The following is a 15,074-nucleotide window of genomic DNA, read 5'->3' on the forward strand; positions in this document are numbered from 1 at the left end:
ACGGGAGTATGGCATGCGAAACGTGCTGCCCTGGCGCGAGCCGGCCACGCCGGCCGGGACGATGGGCGAGCCCCTGACGCGGGGCCGGTTCGGCGAGTACGGCGGACGGTACGCCCCGGAATCCCTCGTGGAGGCCTGCCGCGAGGTGGACGAGGCGTTCCGGGAGGCGTGGGCCGATCCGGGGTTCCGCGGCGCCCTGGCGCGGCTGCTCGCCGTGCACGCCGGGCGGCCGACCCCGCTCACGCCGGCCCGCCGGCTGTCGGAGGCGCTGGGCGTGGAGCTCTACCTCAAGCGCGAAGACCTCACCCACACCGGATCCCACAAGATCAACAACGTGCTGGGCCAGGCCCTGCTGGCCACCCGGATGGGACGGCGCAGGCTGATCGCCGAGACCGGCGCGGGCCAGCACGGCGTGGCCACCGCGACCGCCGCCGCGCTGCTCGGGCTGGAGGCCACGGTCTTCATGGGCGAGCGCGACATCGAGCGGCAGGCGCTGAACGTCTTCCGCATGCGCATGCTCGGCGCCGAGGTCGTCCCGGTGACCACGGGCAGCCGCACGCTCAAGGACGCCACCAGCGAGGCCATGCGGCACTGGGTGGGCGCGACCGCCGACTCCCACTACTGCATCGGCTCGGTCGTCGGGCCGGATCCGTACCCGTGGCTGGTCAGGGAGTTCCAGCGGGTCATCGGCGACGAGGCCCGCGCGCAGTGCGCCGCCGAGCTGCGGACCGGCGTGCCGGACCACGTGGTCGCGTGCGTCGGCGGCGGCTCCAACGCGGCCGGCACGTTCGCCGGGTTCGCCGACACCCCGGCACGGCTGGTCGGCGTCGAGGCCGAGGGCGGAGCGGGGGCGGCCCGCGGCCGGCTCGGCGTCCTGCACGGCTCCCGCTCGCTGTTCCTGCAGGACGACGACGGGCAGATCGTCGAGGCGCACTCCGTGGCCGCCGGGCTCGACTACCCGGGCGTCGGCCCGGAGCACGCCCACCTGCGCGACCTCGGCCGGGCCCGCTACGTGACGGTGACCGACGACGAGGCTATCGCCGCGGCCGTACGGCTGGCGCGCACCGAGGGCATCGTCCCCGCGCTCGAATCGGCCCACGCCCTCGCCTGGGTGATCCGCGCGGCCGGCGACGGAGAGCTGGCCGCGGGGTCAACGGTGCTCATGACGTTGTCCGGCCGGGGCGACAAGGACGTCTCGACGCTGAAGGAGCTGCTGTGACGAACTCCGCCCTGACCGCCGGCGCGGTCGAACGCCACCTGCGCGCCCGCCGGGACGCCGGCCGCGGCCTGCTCATGCCGTACGTCACCGCCGGGATCACGCCCGGCTGGACCGGCTACCTGCGGGCGTTCGCCGCCGCAGGGGCGGACGCGATCGAGGTCGGCCTGCCCTTCTCCGACCCCACGCTGGACGGCGTCACCATCCAGCAGGCCAGCCAGGCGGCGCTCGACCGGGGGGCGAGCACCCGCCGGATCCTCGCCGACCTGTCCGGGCTGCCGGATCTGGGTGTGCCGCTCGTCGTCAGCACCTACTACAACCTGGTGCTGCACGACGGGCCCCGTGCCTTCTGCGAGGCGCTGCGACGGGCCGGGGTGAGCGGCCTGATCGTGCCCGACCTGCCGGTGCACGAGGCCGACGAGCTGACGGACGTCGCCGCCGCCACCGGGATCGAGCCGGCCCTGCTGGCCTCGCCGTCCACGCCGCGGGAGCGGCTGGCGGAGATCGCCCGCCACAGCCGCGGATTCGTGTACGCGGTGTCGGTGATGGGCACCACCGGCGAGCGGACCGCGCTCGCCGCCTCGGCGGCGGAGCTCACCGGACGGATCAGGCACGTCACCGACCTGCCGGTCTTGCTAGGATTCGGCATCTCCACCCCGGACCAGGCACGCGAGGCCCGCCGGCACGCCGACGGCGTCGTGGTCGGCGCCGCGGTCATGCGACGGGTGCTCGACGGGGCCGGACCGGACGACCTGCAGTCCTTCCTCATGACCCTGCGGCAAGCCCTCGACCAGGAGTGTGACCGACCACGATGACCCCCGACGCCGGGCACGAGGCGAGATACCGCGCCATCGCCGCCGACCTCGCCACGAAGATCCGGTCGGGACATTACGCCCCAGGGGAGGCGCTGCCGCCGCAACGGGAGCTGAGCGCCTCCTACGGGGTGACCCTCATGACCCTGCGCCACGCGCTGCGCGAGCTCAGCGACGAACGGCTGATCGTCCAGCGGCCCGGCAAGGGCACCTTCGTCGCCCCGCCCCACCTGGCCTACCAGCTCGACTCGCTCCGCAGCCTGGCCGACGACCTGCGCGGGCAGGGCCATGACGTGCGCACCGAGGTGATCGGGCGGGCCGTGCGCAGGGCCCCCGCCGGGATCGCCGCCGAGCTGCGGCTGCGTCCGGGCGACAGCGCCCTGCGGCTGGAGCGGGTCCGCGAGTTCGCCGGGCGGCCCGCCGTGCACCAGGTGTCCTGGGTCCGCCGGCCGGTGGCCGACGCGATCCGCGACCGCGACTTCACGGCCGTCTCCCTCTACACGGCGCTCGCCGACGCGGGGGTGGCGGTCGCCCGGGCGTCGGAGGTGGTCCGGCCGGGGCTGCTCGACGCGGCCGCCGCCCGGCACCTGCACGAGGCACCGGGCGGCCCGGTGCTCGTCAGCACGCGGATCACGTACGCGCTCGACGCCACGCCCGTGGTGTCCGACCACGCCACCATCCTCGGCAGCATGATGGAGATCCGCACCGAGCGCGCCGCGACCGGCCTGTCCCTCACCTGGGGCGCCACGAGCTGAGCGCCCGGCGTCAGACGCAGCCGCGCGCCTTCACGGAGAAGGCCGGGACGGTCAGGCTCGCGCTGCTGGAATGCGGCGTGACGTGGACCGTCGCGCCTTCGGAGCGGAGTTCGTACGCGCCGGGCCCACGGCAGGCGTAGTAGTCGGTGTAGGCGCTGGTGTTGCCGGAGCGGGCGATGTGGACCCTGTTGCTGCGCGGCTCGGTCCAGGCGTTGACGCCGTCCTTCAGCAGCGACAGCTTCGAGCTCATCGAGCAGTCGGAGTTGGACCACAGGACCACGCCGTGCCGGCACTCCAGGGTGACGGTGTCGGTCGGCTCCAGGGTGCGCTCGCCGAAGACGTGGGTCTTCCACGCCTCGGTGAGGCAGATGGTGACCCTGGCGGAGTAGTCGCCGGAGGCGACCTCCTTACTGGCGCAGCCGCGGGGAGGGCTCTGCGAGGCGGCGAAGGCGGCCGGCGGGGCAACAGTGAGGGCTGCGGCGGCGGTGAGCAGCACGGTCAGGCCGTGAATCGGGTTCGCCATGAGGCCGAGATTACTCAAAGCAATCATGAATGACAGAGAGTAATCTTGCTCAGGGCATACCACGTATGCATACTGAGTATTCATGTCGATCAGACACGGGCTGCTCGCTCTGCTCAGCACGGGACCCCGCCACGGCTACCAGTTGCGGGTCGAGTTCGAGGCGTCCACAGGGGCGACCTGGCCGCTCAACATCGGCCAGGTCTACACGACGCTGTCCCGGCTGGAGCGTGACGGCCTGGTCGAGCCGGGCGAGTCGGACGAGCAGGGCCGGGTCGCCTACACGATCACCGCGGCCGGCCGGGAGGAGCTGGCGCGGTGGTTCGGCACCCCGGTCGTCCAGTCCGACCGGCCGCGCGACGAGCTGGTCATCAAACTGGCCATGGCCGTCGCCGCCGGCCGGGCGGACGTCGCCGAGGTCATCCACAAGCAGCGGACGGCGACCATGCGCGCCCTCCAGCAGCTGACCGCGGCCAAGCGCGCGGCCACGGACGGCGCCGCCCAGCGGCTCGTGATCGACTCCATGATCTTCCAGGCCGAGGCCGAGCAACGGTGGCTGGACCACTGCGAGGCCGTTCTGAAGGAGGAGAGATGACGTACGTACGGCTGGCCGGGGTGACCAGGGTCCACGGCCAGGGAGCCACGGCCGTGCACGCGCTCAAAGGCGTGAGCCTGGAGGTGGACGTGGGCGAGCTGGTCGCGGTCATGGGCCCGTCCGGGTCCGGCAAGTCGACCCTGCTCAACCTCGCGGGCGGGCTCGACCGGCCCACCTCCGGGACGGTGCACGTCGGCGAGCGGGATCTGGCGGCCGTACGCGATCTGGCGGCGCTGCGGCGGCGCAGCGTCGGCTACGTCTTCCAGGACCTCAACCTGATCACGTCGCTGACCGCGGCCGAGAACGTGATGCTGCCGCGCGAGCTCGACGGCGTGCGCTCGGGCCGGGCCAGGCAGGAGGCCCTGGCCGTGCTGGCGGAGATCGACAGCGCGGACCTGGCCGACCGCTTCCCCGAGGAGCTGTCCGGCGGGCAGCGCCAGCGGGTCGCGATCGCCCGCGCCCTCGTCGGCGAGCGGCGCCTGCTGCTGGCCGACGAGCCGACCGGCGCGCTCGACACGCGCACCGGCGACGAGATCCTGCGGATATTACGCGCCCGCTCCGACGCGGGCGCGGCGGTCCTGCTGGTCACCCACGAGCCGCGCTACGCCGCCTGGGCCGACCGGGTGGTGTTCCTGCGCGACGGGATGATCGCCGACACCACGGACACGCCCGTGGCGAGCGCCCGATGAGCGCCCTGCCGGCCGCGTTGCGCATCTCCCGCAGGAGCGCGTGGCGCTCGCGGGGGCGCAGCGCGCTCATCATGGTGATGATCGGCCTGCCGGTGCTGGTGATCACGGCGCTGTTCACCCTCGTCGAGACCATGAACGTCTCCGCTCGTGAGGGGCTGACGGCCGAGTTCGGCGCGGCCGACGCCCGCGTCCTGCAGGCGCCCCCTGGCGGGAACCTCCGCCAGAGCCCGAGAGGGACGAGCTGGAGCTCGGGCGACGGCAGAGCGTCCGCCGCCCGGCGCAGCCCGTCCGAGGTGGCGGCCCTGCTCGGGCCCGGCACCCGGCTGATCCCCTTCACCACCGGCGTGTTCCGGCGGGGGGCCGAGCGGATCGACGCGCTGCGGATCGACCTGCGCGACCCCCTCACCAAGGGGATGCTGACGCTGACCGAGGGCAGACTGCCCGGGGCCGGGGAGGTCGTCGCGACCCCCGCGTCCGGCCTGCGGCCCGGCGACGTCCTGCGGCCGCCCGGCGCGGCCCCGCTGACCGTGGTGGGCGTGGTGGAGCACCCGCACGAGCCCTCGCTCCGGCAGGTCGTGGGCCCTGACATCGCGCCCGTGGAGGTGCAGCGGTTCTGGTCGCCGCGCGAGCACGGCTCCGGCTGGCTGGCCGACACTCCGAAACCGGTGACCTGGGACGACGTCCCCGCGCTGAACGCGGCCGACCTGTACGTCACCTCCCCCGCCATGACCTTGGACGCGCGCGCTCCGGTCCGTCCCAGCCCCATGAACGCCGCGGGAACGGCCGGGCTCGGCGTCATGGTGATCATGTTGGTGCTGGAGACCGTGCTGCTGGCCGGTCCGGCCTTCGCGGTCGGGCTGAGGCGACGGCGGCGGGAGCTCGCCGAGATCGCGGCGCAGGGCGGCTCCGCCGCCCACCTGCGGACGATCGTGCTGGCCGACGGGCTGGTCCTCGGCGGTGCGGCCACAGTCGCGGCGACGGCGCTCGGCGTCGGGGCCGGCGCGCTCGGCGCCCCGCTCGTGGCGCGCTGGACGGAAGGGACGGTCGGTCCGGTGGACGTGCCGTGGCCGGCGGTGCTGGCCGTGGCCGCGCTGGGCCTGATCTCCGGGATCACGGCGGCGCTGGTGCCCGCCGTCCAGGCGGCCCGGCAGGACACCGCGAGCGTGCTGGCCTCCCGCCCGCCCGCCGCCGCCGACGGGCCGGGACGGCCGCTGGCCGGGGTCGTGCTGGTGCTGGCCGGGCTGGGGGCGACCTTCGTGGCGCGCCGCCAGCCGGACCCGGTGTGGGTGTGGGCCGCCGCGGTGCTGATCATGATCGGGCTGCTGGTGCTGACCCCCTGGCTGGTCCGCTTCACCGGACGGGCGGCCACGCGGCTGCGGCTCCCGCTGCGGGTGGCCGTCCGCGACGCGGTCCGCCACCGCTCCCGTACGACGAGCGCCGTGGCGGCCGTCATGGCGGTCACGGCCACGGCCGTCGCCATGGGCATCGGCGTGCAGAGCGAGTACATGGACCGGCGCAACGCCTACACCTCGGCGCGCCCGACCGGCACGCTCGCGATCTGGGGCGGCACCATGAGCGACGCCACCTGGGGCAGGCTGCGCGCCGAGGCGGCCCGGCTGCTGCCCGGAGTGCCGCTGGCCTCCGGCTACCAGGCGCTGGACCCCCAGGGCCGCCGCTACGCGCTGCGCTACACCGTGAAGTGGAACGGCATCCGTACCCGTCGCACGGTGGCCATCGGTGACCGGACTCTGCTCCGGCTCCTTCAGGGGCGGGACGACCCGCGGGCGGCCGAGGCGCTGGCGAGCGGCAAGGCCGTGGTGTTCGACCCGGCCGCGGTGCGCGACGGCAAGCTGGCGCTGCGGGCCGCCTCCACGTCCGGCCCCCCGCGCAGGCTCGACGTGCCGGCGGTGGTCGCCGTGCCGGCCGACGAGCACCAGGGCGGCGCCCTGCTGCCGCGCGCCCTCGTCGAGCAGGCGGGGTTCACCACGGCCGAACGCCAGCTCTACGCGATGTACCGGCCGCCGGCCGACTCCACGCTGGGAGGCGATCTCGCCAAGGTGACCGGCCGGGTCACGGTCGCCTCCGAGGAGGGCTACCGCAACCTGCCCGATCCCGGCCTGCTGGGCTGGCTCGTGGGCGCCGTCGTGCTCGCCGCCGGCGGCACGCTGGCCGCCACCGGTCTGGCGGCGGCCGACATGCGGCCCGAGCGGGCGACGATGCTGGCCATCGGCGCGCCACCGGCGACGTTGCGGCTGGTGGTGGCCGGTCAGGCGCTCTACGTCTCCGGGCTCGGCGCCCTGATGGGGCTGGCCGCGGGGACGGTGACGGGCGTGGCGCTGAGCCGGCCGATGACGACGCACGGAGCCGGCGATCCCGCCACGATCGCCGTGCCGTGGCCGTTCGTGATCGCCGTGGTGGCCGGGCCGCCCGTCCTGGCGACGGCCGCGGCGCTGATCACCAGGACCAGGCTGCCCCTAACCCGCCGGCTCCAGTGACCCGGCGCCGCCCCCGGGCAGGAGCGCGCGCAGGCCGGCCGTGTCGATGACGTGGGCCAGCCGCGGGAAGACCCCGGTCATCAGGGCCCGGTGGACGTCCGGGTCCGGGTCGGCGACGGCGTCGGAGAGGACGTAGAGGCGGTAGTCGCGGTCGGCGGCGTCGGTGACGGTGGACAGCACGACGCCGCTGGTGGTGACGCCCGCGACGACGAGGGTGGTGATCCCGCGCTCCCGCAGCCGCCGGTCCAGGTCGGTCGTGGACAGGGCGCCGACGCGGGTCTTGCGCACGACGATGTCGCCGGGCTCGGGAGCGAGCCGGTGGTGTACGGCCGTGGCGGGATCGGCATGGTGCAGGAGGCGCTGCCGGCCGAGGAAGGCGAAGGTCTCGTTGGCCGGCGGGATCGCCGCCCAGTCGGCCTCGGTGAAGCCGACGCGTACGTACGCGATGGCCGCGCCGTGCGCGCGCAGCTCGGCGACGGCGCCGGCCACCCGCGCCAGCGGCTCGGCCGGGTCGGGGAGCGCGGCCAGGGTCGCCTCCTGGTAGTCCAGGACGAGCAGGGCGGTCGTGCGGGGGTCCAGCGGCGGGACGGTCATCGTCTTCTCCTTCTCGGATGGGGTCAGGCCAGGTGGGAGGCCGGGTCGGGCGAGGGCGCGGCGGCGCGCCGGGGAAGCAGCAGCGGGGTCGCCAGCAGCAGCACGCCGGCCAGGGCGATGGCCGGACGCGGGCCGAGCAGGCCGCCCAGCACCCCCCAGACGGCGGTCAGGAGCGCGGTCGAGGCCCGGGTCGTCACCGTCCAGGCCGACAGCGTGCGGGTGACCCGGCCGGACGGGGTGCGTTCGAGACGGCAGGTGGCCTGGACGGGGTTGAAGACCCCGCAGCAGAAGATGAGCCCCAGCTCGACGGCCATGACCAGGACCAGTCCCCCGGTGCCCGGCCCCACGAAGGCGAGGCCGGCGGGCCAGAGCGCGCGCAGCACACCGGACGCGACCAGCACCCGGTGCTGCCCGAACCGGGCGACGAGCGGCCGGGCCAGCCGCGCGCCGAACAGCCCGCCGATCGCGGGCACGGCGAAGGCGAGGCCGTACTGCCACGGCGCGAACCCGAGCTCGCCGAGCATCAGGACGGCGAGCAGCGCGTCGATGGCCATCACCAGGCCGTTGAACAGGGCGGTGTTGAAGAACAGCGGCCGCAGCGTGGCGTCGGCGAGGATGTGCCGCCAGCCGTCGAGCAGGTCCCCGGCCCGCAGGCGCGCGGCCGGCCGCGGCTCGGGGCTCGGCTCACGGCCGCCGATCGCGCGGATGCCGAGCGCCGACAGCAGGTAGCTGACCGCGTCGGCCAGCACCGTCGCCACCGGGCCGAGCAGCCCGATCGCCGCGCCGCCGAGCGGCGGCCCGACGATCGTGGTCGTCCAGGACGTGGACTCGAAGCGGGCGTTGGCGACGAGCAGGTCCCCGGCCGGCAGCAGCGTCTTCAGGTACGCGCCGGACGCGGCGCGGAAGGTGATGTCGGCCGCCGCGGACACGACCGAGACCAGCAGGAGCTGGGCGAAGGTGAGGACGCCGAGCGCGTACGCGGCCGGGATCGTGAGCAACGCCGCGAACCGCGCCAGGTCCATCCCGATCAGCACCGGCCGTTTGTGCCGGAACTCCACCCACGGGCCGAGCGGCACCGCCACGGCCGCGCCCACGGCCGCCCCGGCGGCGGACAGCGCGGCGACCTCCGCCGGCCCCGCGTGCAGCACCTGGACGGCGATCAGCGGGAACGCGCCGAAGGCCAGCCAGGTGCCGAGGGCGCTGGTCCCGTACGCTGCCCAGAGCCACCCGAAGTCCCGCCCCAGCCGATGCCCGCTCCGCATGCTCCACGCTCCTCGTCTCCACAACCGATCCGTGATCGAGGAGCATCAAAGCGTGCGACGGAGCAGGGGATCAAACAACCCGGATCGGCTCAGCCACAACCGGCGGTTGTACCGCTAGGGTGTCGGCGTGGATCTCGACACCGTACGGACCTTCGTCGCCGCCGCCGACGCGGGCCAGTTCCAGGAGGCCGCCGCCGAGCTGGCGATCACCCAGCAGGCCGTCTCCAAGCGCGTCGCCGCGCTGGAACGCGACCTCGGCGTCCGGCTGTTCACCCGGACGCCGCGCGGCGCCGTGCTCACCATCGACGGGCAGGCGTTCCTGCCCCACGCCCGCGAGCTGCTGCGGGTCGCCGAGCGCGCGGCAGGGTCGGTGCGGACCGGCAGCCGGCCGCTGCGCGTCGACGTGATCACCTCGCGCAGCGCGCAGTCGGGCCTGATGCGCGCCTTCCACCAGGCCCACCCCGAGATCGAGCTCGGCGTGGTGATGCTGCACGACATCGACGCGGCCGTCGCCGCCCTCCGGTCCGGCACGATCGACGCGTCCTTCCGCGCCGTGAACGCGCCCGGCCGGCCGCTCCCGGAGGACCTCGTGTCCGTACGGGTGCTCGACGAGCCGCTCGAACTCCTCACCGGGCCCGAGCACGCGCTGGCCTCCGCCCGCTCGGTGCCTCCGGCCCGGCTCGCCGGGCACCGGATCTGGATGCCCGGCCTCGCTCCCGGCACCGAGTGGGCCGCCTACTACGACGACCTGGTCGCCGCGTTCGGCCTCACCATCGAGGCGACCGGCCCCAACTTCGGCTCCGACGTGCTGCTCGACACGATCGCCGACACCCCGGCGCTGGCCACGTTCATGGGCGGGCACACCCGGCTCGTCTGGCCCGCCGGTCACGGGCTGCGCCGCATCCCGGTGACCGATCCCGTGCCGGTCTACCCGCACTCGCTCCTGTGGCACCGCGACAACCCCCACCCCGCGCTGGCCACCCTCCGCGACCATCTCGCCGCCGCGGTGAACCACGGCGCGGCCGGGACCTGGGTGCCTGAGTGGGCGGCCGATCAGTCGAGGACCTCCACGTAGCCGTCGGTGCCGTTGAGCCGGATCCGCTGCCCGTCCCTGATGAGCCCGGTGGCCCGTTCGACGCCGACGACGGCCGGCAGACCGTACTCTCGGGCGATCACCGCCCCGTGCGTCATGGGGCCGCCCACCTCCGTCACCAGCCCGGCGGCGGCCACGAACAACGGGGTCCAGCTCGGGTCGGTGTAGGCGGTGACCAGGATGTCGCCCGCCTCCAGGTCGGCCCGCGCCATGTCCGTGACGACCCTGGCCCGGCCCTCGACGGTCCCGGCCGAGGCGGGCAGGCCGGGCAGCGCGCCGGGCGGGACGTCGTCCCGCCGGTAGCGGCCGGTGACGACCTCGCCTTCCGAGGTGAAGACCCGGGGCGGGGTGAGCGTCTCGTACGACCGGAACGCCGCCCGCCGCTCCGCGACGAGCCCGGCGTCCGCCTCGCCGGTGCGCACGACCTCCCGCAACTCCTCGAAGCGCAGGAAGAACACGTCGTCCCGCTCGCGCAGCACACCGGACGAGACGAGCCGGTCGGCCTCGCGCAGCAACGCCTGCTTGTACGCGAAGTAGCGGCTGATCATGCCGTACTTGGGGTATTCGCGGTAGCCGGTGAAGGCGCGGACGCGGTCGATCATCCGCTTGGTCTCCTCCGCCTTGCGCTCCCCGTCGGGCAGGTCGCGCAGCCGCGTCAGCACGTCCTGCTCCTTGCGCCGCGACTCCTGCAGTCCCTGCTCGAAGTGCCGCCGGCCGGCGCCCGGTTCGAAGTTCCTGACGTTGCCGAGGATGGTGGGCACGAGCATGGCGGGGTTCTCGCTCCAGCGCGTCCGGGTGATGTCGATCTCGCCCGCGCAGCGCATGCCGTACTCGTCGAGGAAGCCCAGGATGGCGTCGCGCGCCTCGCGCCCGCCGGGCAGCCCGGCCAGCTCGTCCAGGAAGTCCGGGCCCTCGCGGCCTTCGTCGGCGACGCGGCGCAGGTGCGCCACGACCTCGGCGTGCGGCCGGACGGCGTCGGCGACGTCGAGGAGCGCCAGCCCCATCTCGGAGGTGACGTTGTGCGGGACCGACTGGGTGAGCACGTCGGCGGCGTTCTTCTCCCCCAGCCACGTCTCCAGGTGGTCGTTGAGCCACCAGGACGCCTCCATGCCCGCCATGATCGCCTGGTAGCTGCGCGGGCTGAACAGGCCGCGCCGCAGCTCGGCGAGGTCGGCCAGGACGAAGTCCAGCAGCTCGGGCCCGGACAGCGTCGCGATCGCGCGCCGCAGGGTGGCGAGGTGCTCCTGGTCGGCCTCGATCAGCTCGGCGACGACGGCCGGATCGGGCTCGGCCGGTGCGGGCGGGACCGGCGGCGCGGCGGCGGCCGGGTCGTCAGGCCGCGAGGGGATGAAGTCGCCGCGGTCGATGACGGTCCGCAGGGCGTCCCGCATCCACGGGTCGTCCTTGCCCAAGGTCGCGAACAGCCCCTCCCGGCCCCGGGGCGTCGCCAGCTGGGCGGCCACGTCGACGAACAGCCGCCCGCCGGCCTCGTACATCGGCCGTGGCGTCGTGAGCTGCCACACCGACAGCCCCAGCGGCTTCATCGCGTCGGTCATCATCTGCTGATGACCGACGGAGACGTAGACGTGGTTCTCCTCGTCGCCGGCCTCCGGGACGGGGAACAGCGTGGTGATCGGCCGGCTCTGGACGACGTGGACGTCGTCGCCGGTCAGGCACCACTCGATGTCCTGGGGGCGGCCGAAGTGCGCCTCGATCCGCCGGCCCAGCCGGGCCAGGGCCACGACCTGGGCGTCCGTCAGGATCGGCCGCGTCTCGGCGGCGAGCGCCGTGGCGCGGACCTGGTCGTCGCGCACCGCGTAGACGTCGCCGGTGACCCGGCCGGAGACGAGCGCCTCGCCGAGCCCCTGGACGGCCTGCACCGTGGCGACCTTCCGGTTGGAGGTCACGGGATCCGCCGTGAACAGCACCCCGGCCGCGTCCGGGTGCACCATCCGCTGGACGACCACGGCCATCAGCACCTTGCGGTCGTCGAAGCCGTTGCGCCGCCGGTAGGTGACCGCCCGCTCGGTGAACAGCGACGCCCAGCACCGCCGGACCTGCCGGACGATCTCCGCCAGGCCCACGACGTCGAGGAAGGAGTCCTGCTGCCCGGCGAAGGACGCGCCCGGCAGGTCCTCGGCCGTGGCGCTGGAGCGCACCGCGTACGCGGCCTGCGCCCCGAGCCCGTCGAGCGCGTCGCCGATCGCCGCCACGAGGTCCTCCGGCACGGCGACGTCCTCGATGACGCCGCGGATCTCGGCGCTCAGGACGCGGATCGCCTCGCGGTCGTCCGGATCCACGCGGGACAGCCGGTCGAGCCGGTCGCCGAACGACGGCGCGGCGGCCACCACCCGGCGGAAGGCGTCCGTCGTGACGCAGAAGCCGTCCGGCACGCGGACGCCGTCGATCCGCGAGAGCTCGCCGAGGCCCACCCCCTTGCCGCCGACGTCCGCGAGGTTGGTCGAGTCGATCTGCGCGAAACCCAGCACGTAGCCCACTTCGTTCGCTCCATCGTTCGTCGGGTCGGTACGCAACGGGCAAGTATGGAGCACTTTTTGGCTTCTCATGAGGGGTGGTGATCTGCTATAGAGTGAAAGTGGAACGAGCCGCGCGGATGTCACGCGCCGGGCCTGATCAGGCCGCTCTCGTAGGCCAGGATGACCAGTTGGACCCTGTCGCGCACGTCCAGCTTGGCGATGGCCCTGGTGATGTGGGTCTTGGCGGTCAGCGGGCTGATGGAGAGGCGCTCGGCGATCTCGTGGTTGGAGAGTCCGAGCGCCACGAGCCTGACCGTCTCCAGTTCCCGTGAGGTGAGGGCGGCCAGCCGTTGCCCGGCGCCGGGCGTGAGGTCCTGCCGGTGGGCGAACTGCTCGATGACGCGCCGGGTCACGCCCGGCGACAGGAGCGCGTCCCCGCCGGCGACGGCGGCGACCGCCCGGCGGAGCTCGGCGGGTTCGACCTCTTTGGTGAGGAAGCCGCTGGCTCCGGCCCGCAGGGCGGCGAAGACGTGTTCGTCGGTGTCGAACGTGGTCAGGATGATGACGCGACACCCCGGAGCGGCCGGGCCGGTGACGATGCGGCGGGTGGCGGCGATCCCGTCGGTGCCCGGCATGCGGATGTCCATGAGCACGACGTCGGGGCGGGTGCTCGCGGCCAGCCGTACGGCTTCGTCGCCGTCCTGGGCTTCGCCGACGACCGTGATGTCCCGGGAGCGGGCCAGCAGGCTGCGGAAGCCGGCCCGTACGAGTGCCTGGTCGTCGGCGAGGAGCACCTTGATCGTCATGCCGTCGAGCCTGCCACAGGGATGTCGGCCCGCACGGCGAAGCCGCCGCCGGGGAGGGGCCCCGCGGTGAGCGTGCCCCCGAGCGCGCTCACCCGCTCGCGCATGCCGGCCAGACCGTGACCTTCGGCCACGTCGGCGCCGCCCGGAACGCTGCGGCCGTCGTCGGTGATCTCGACGGTGATCGAGCGGGGCTGGTAGCCGATCGTCACCCCGGCCCTGCGCGCCCCCGCGTGCTTGAGCGTGTTGGCGAGGGACTCCTGTACGACGCGGTGGACGGCGATGGCGGTGATGGCGGGGACGGCCGCGCGCTCGCCGTGCTCGTCCAGGGTCACCTCGAGACCGGCGGCGCGGGCGTCGGCGACGAGGGTGTCCAAGGAGGCCAGATCCGCCTGGGGCGCGGTGCCGCCGGCATCGTCACGCAGGATCGTGACGAGGGAGCGCAGGTCGGCCATCGCCCGGTTCCTGACGTCCTTGGCCACGCGCAGCGCGGCGGCGGCCGCTGCCGGGTCGTCCTCCAGGGCGTCGGCGGCGACGTTGAGCTGCACGCCGACGACGGCCAGCGTGTGGGCGATGACGTCGTGCACCTCGTGCGAGACGCGCAGCCGTTCCTCGGCCGCGTGCGCGCGGCTGTCGGTCTCGCGCAGCCGCCCGCGCCAGCGGGTCGCGGCGGCGTAGGTGACGCCCGCGCCGATGAGGATCGCCAGGAGCAGTCCTTCCCCCGCCACGTGGACCACGTAATGGGTCACGTTGATGTCCAAGATCCGGCGGGCGTCGACCGCCGAGTAGACCAGCTGGGCCAGCCCGATGACGGGCACCCAGCGCACCCGTGACGTGGTGGCCGCGGTGAAGTAGGCGACCGCGGCCGGCCAGATCCAGCCGGCGGGCGACCAGTGCACGGCGAGGTGATAGACGAAGATCCCGCCGATCGACAGCAGCAGCACGGTCATCGGCCAGCGGCGTCTGACCAGCAGGAGCCCGCCGAGGAACAGCCCGAGGGGAATCGGGCCGTGCCAGGGGCTGCGCACCCCGGTGGCGAGCGCCACGGCGACGAAGAAGACCAGGGTGAGGACGGCGAGCGTGATGTCGACGATCCAGGCGAGGTGCCGGACGGGCGCGGGTTCACGTCGGGGGGACGACTCGGCCATGCGGAGGCTCTTTCTCGGCGAAGGGTGACGGGTCCGGATCAGACGTGGGTGACCAGGAGGGTCACGCCCGCCTCGCCGCCGCAGTCGACGAAAACGGGACCGACGCCGTTGCCGATCGTGGACGCGAGGGTCGCCTTGGCCACGAACCCCTTCGGATCGTCCTCGACGATGCGGACGTTCCGCAGCACCGGGTGCTTCCTGTCGAGCCCGGCGAGCACGGCCTTGAGCCCTTCGCCGCCGCCGCAGTGACCGGTGATCGTCACCTCCTGGCCGCGCCGGGTGGTGGGGTTCGGGCTGACCCGCACCACCGCCCTGGCGCCCTTCGGCGGCTTCGGCGCGGCCGTCGCAGCGGCGACCTGGCCGGCGGTGCCGGCCTGGGCGCCGGCCGATCCCAGCAGGCCGGCTGTCAGGCTCAGCCCGGCGACCACGGTCAGCACTCTCTTGCTCATGGCGGCTCCTTCAGTCCTCATCCGGTTGTGACGACGAGAAACGTTAGGCCGGACGCATCGGGAGCGCGTCGTCCGATGACCGTCACTTGACCCTGCACCGTTCGCTGTACGCCTTGCACCGAAGGGTGTAGGCATCAGCAAGGCGGAACGTCCGGGGCTGGGAGGC

General features: G+C 74.1%; 14 protein-coding genes. 7 read left to right on the forward strand and 7 right to left on the reverse strand.

Going from position 1 to position 15,074, the window contains the following annotated elements; translation table 11 throughout:
- Positions 1-13 precede the first annotated feature (13 nt).
- The 3 genes from trpB to ABD292_RS37340 are packed head-to-tail and all read left to right on the forward strand — an operon-like array spanning position 14 to position 2,783.
- A complete protein-coding gene (gene trpB / locus ABD292_RS37330; protein ID WP_423446723.1) occupies positions 14-1,219 on the forward strand; it encodes a tryptophan synthase subunit beta in 1,206 nt (401 codons plus the stop codon).
- Positions 1,216-2,031, forward strand: coding sequence for a tryptophan synthase subunit alpha (gene trpA, locus ABD292_RS37335; RefSeq protein WP_344215942.1), 816 nt, complete (start codon positions 1,216-1,218; stop codon positions 2,029-2,031). The genes trpB and trpA overlap by 4 nt, the downstream gene beginning before the upstream one ends.
- Complete coding sequence (locus ABD292_RS37340) at positions 2,028-2,783, forward strand: GntR family transcriptional regulator (RefSeq protein ID WP_344215944.1); 756 nt, start codon at positions 2,028-2,030, stop codon at positions 2,781-2,783. Before trpA ends, ABD292_RS37340 begins: the two co-directional genes overlap by 4 nt.
- 10 nt (positions 2,784-2,793) lie before the next feature.
- On the opposite strand, the gene ABD292_RS37345 is transcribed toward ABD292_RS37340, so the two are convergent.
- A complete protein-coding gene (locus tag ABD292_RS37345) occupies positions 2,794-3,306 on the reverse strand; it encodes a hypothetical protein (protein WP_344215946.1) in 513 nt (170 codons plus the stop codon).
- An 82-nt stretch (positions 3,307-3,388) separates the two neighbouring features.
- On the opposite strand from ABD292_RS37345, the gene ABD292_RS37350 reads away from it, so the two are divergent.
- From ABD292_RS37350 to ABD292_RS37360, 3 genes are read left to right on the forward strand one after another with little or no spacing between them, the layout of a single operon-like run.
- The gene (locus ABD292_RS37350; protein ID WP_344215948.1) at positions 3,389-3,898 is read left to right on the forward strand and encodes a PadR family transcriptional regulator; all 510 of its coding nucleotides are present in this window, start codon (positions 3,389-3,391) and stop codon (positions 3,896-3,898) included.
- The gene (locus ABD292_RS37355; protein ID WP_344215950.1) at positions 3,895-4,587 is read left to right on the forward strand and encodes an ABC transporter ATP-binding protein; all 693 of its coding nucleotides are present in this window, start codon (positions 3,895-3,897) and stop codon (positions 4,585-4,587) included. Before ABD292_RS37350 ends, ABD292_RS37355 begins: the two co-directional genes overlap by 4 nt.
- Positions 4,584-7,082: an FtsX-like permease family protein gene (locus tag ABD292_RS37360; protein ID WP_344215952.1), complete on the forward strand. Its 2,499-nt coding sequence runs from the start codon at positions 4,584-4,586 to the stop codon at positions 7,080-7,082. Before ABD292_RS37355 ends, ABD292_RS37360 begins: the two co-directional genes overlap by 4 nt.
- Here the strand turns inward: ABD292_RS37360 and ABD292_RS37365 are convergent.
- Together ABD292_RS37365 and ABD292_RS37370 are read right to left on the reverse strand one after the other, a co-directional pair.
- Complete coding sequence (locus ABD292_RS37365) at positions 7,062-7,676, reverse strand: cysteine hydrolase family protein (protein WP_344215954.1); 615 nt, start codon at positions 7,674-7,676, stop codon at positions 7,062-7,064. The two genes, ABD292_RS37360 and ABD292_RS37365, sit on opposite strands and share 21 nt — an antisense overlap.
- Positions 7,677-7,699: 23 nt before the next feature.
- The gene (locus ABD292_RS37370) at positions 7,700-8,938 is read right to left on the reverse strand and encodes an MFS transporter (RefSeq protein ID WP_344215956.1); all 1,239 of its coding nucleotides are present in this window, start codon (positions 8,936-8,938) and stop codon (positions 7,700-7,702) included.
- Positions 8,939-9,065: 127 nt separating this feature from the next.
- Between ABD292_RS37370 and ABD292_RS37375 the strand changes: the two genes are divergently transcribed.
- Positions 9,066-10,013 carry a LysR family transcriptional regulator gene (locus tag ABD292_RS37375; RefSeq protein WP_344215958.1) on the forward strand — a complete coding sequence of 316 codons (948 nt, stop codon included), beginning with the start codon at positions 9,066-9,068 and terminating at the stop codon, positions 10,011-10,013.
- Here the strand turns inward: ABD292_RS37375 and rph are convergent.
- The 4 genes from rph to ABD292_RS37395 form a co-directional block, all read right to left on the reverse strand.
- Entirely contained in the window at positions 9,992-12,529 is a 2,538-nt protein-coding gene (gene rph, locus ABD292_RS37380) for a rifamycin-inactivating phosphotransferase (RefSeq protein ID WP_344215960.1), read from the reverse strand. The two genes, ABD292_RS37375 and rph, sit on opposite strands and share 22 nt — an antisense overlap.
- A 119-nt stretch (positions 12,530-12,648) precedes the next feature.
- Complete coding sequence (locus ABD292_RS37385; RefSeq protein ID WP_344215962.1) at positions 12,649-13,314, reverse strand: response regulator transcription factor; 666 nt, start codon at positions 13,312-13,314, stop codon at positions 12,649-12,651.
- Positions 13,311-14,459: a sensor histidine kinase gene (locus ABD292_RS37390; RefSeq protein ID WP_344215964.1), complete on the reverse strand. Its 1,149-nt coding sequence runs from the start codon at positions 14,457-14,459 to the stop codon at positions 13,311-13,313. Before ABD292_RS37390 ends, ABD292_RS37385 begins: the two co-directional genes overlap by 4 nt.
- 38 nt (positions 14,460-14,497) lie before the next feature.
- Positions 14,498-14,908, reverse strand: a complete 411-nt coding sequence (locus ABD292_RS37395) for a hypothetical protein (protein ID WP_344215966.1) — start codon at positions 14,906-14,908, stop codon at positions 14,498-14,500.
- Positions 14,909-15,074 lie beyond the last annotated feature (166 nt).

The organism is Nonomuraea bangladeshensis, from assembly GCF_039529455.1.
GTDB lineage: Bacteria > Actinomycetota > Actinomycetes > Streptosporangiales > Streptosporangiaceae > Nonomuraea > Nonomuraea bangladeshensis.

Coding starts and splice junctions, on each gene's coding strand:
- ABD292_RS37390 (WP_344215964.1), bottom strand. CDS start 14,459: ATGGCCGAGTCGTCCCCCCGACGTGAACCCGCGCCCGTCCGGCACCTC.
- trpB (WP_423446723.1), top strand. CDS start 14: ATGCGAAACGTGCTGCCCTGGCGCGAGCCGGCCACGCCGGCCGGGACG.
- ABD292_RS37370 (WP_344215956.1), bottom strand. CDS start 8,938: ATGCGGAGCGGGCATCGGCTGGGGCGGGACTTCGGGTGGCTCTGGGCA.
- ABD292_RS37340 (WP_344215944.1), top strand. CDS start 2,028: ATGACCCCCGACGCCGGGCACGAGGCGAGATACCGCGCCATCGCCGCC.
- ABD292_RS37365 (WP_344215954.1), bottom strand. CDS start 7,676: ATGACCGTCCCGCCGCTGGACCCCCGCACGACCGCCCTGCTCGTCCTG.
- ABD292_RS37395 (WP_344215966.1), bottom strand. CDS start 14,908: ATGAGCAAGAGAGTGCTGACCGTGGTCGCCGGGCTGAGCCTGACAGCC.
- ABD292_RS37360 (WP_344215952.1), top strand. CDS start 4,584: ATGAGCGCCCTGCCGGCCGCGTTGCGCATCTCCCGCAGGAGCGCGTGG.
- ABD292_RS37350 (WP_344215948.1), top strand. CDS start 3,389: ATGTCGATCAGACACGGGCTGCTCGCTCTGCTCAGCACGGGACCCCGC.
- ABD292_RS37355 (WP_344215950.1), top strand. CDS start 3,895: ATGACGTACGTACGGCTGGCCGGGGTGACCAGGGTCCACGGCCAGGGA.
- ABD292_RS37385 (WP_344215962.1), bottom strand. CDS start 13,314: ATGACGATCAAGGTGCTCCTCGCCGACGACCAGGCACTCGTACGGGCC.
- ABD292_RS37345 (WP_344215946.1), bottom strand. CDS start 3,306: ATGGCGAACCCGATTCACGGCCTGACCGTGCTGCTCACCGCCGCCGCA.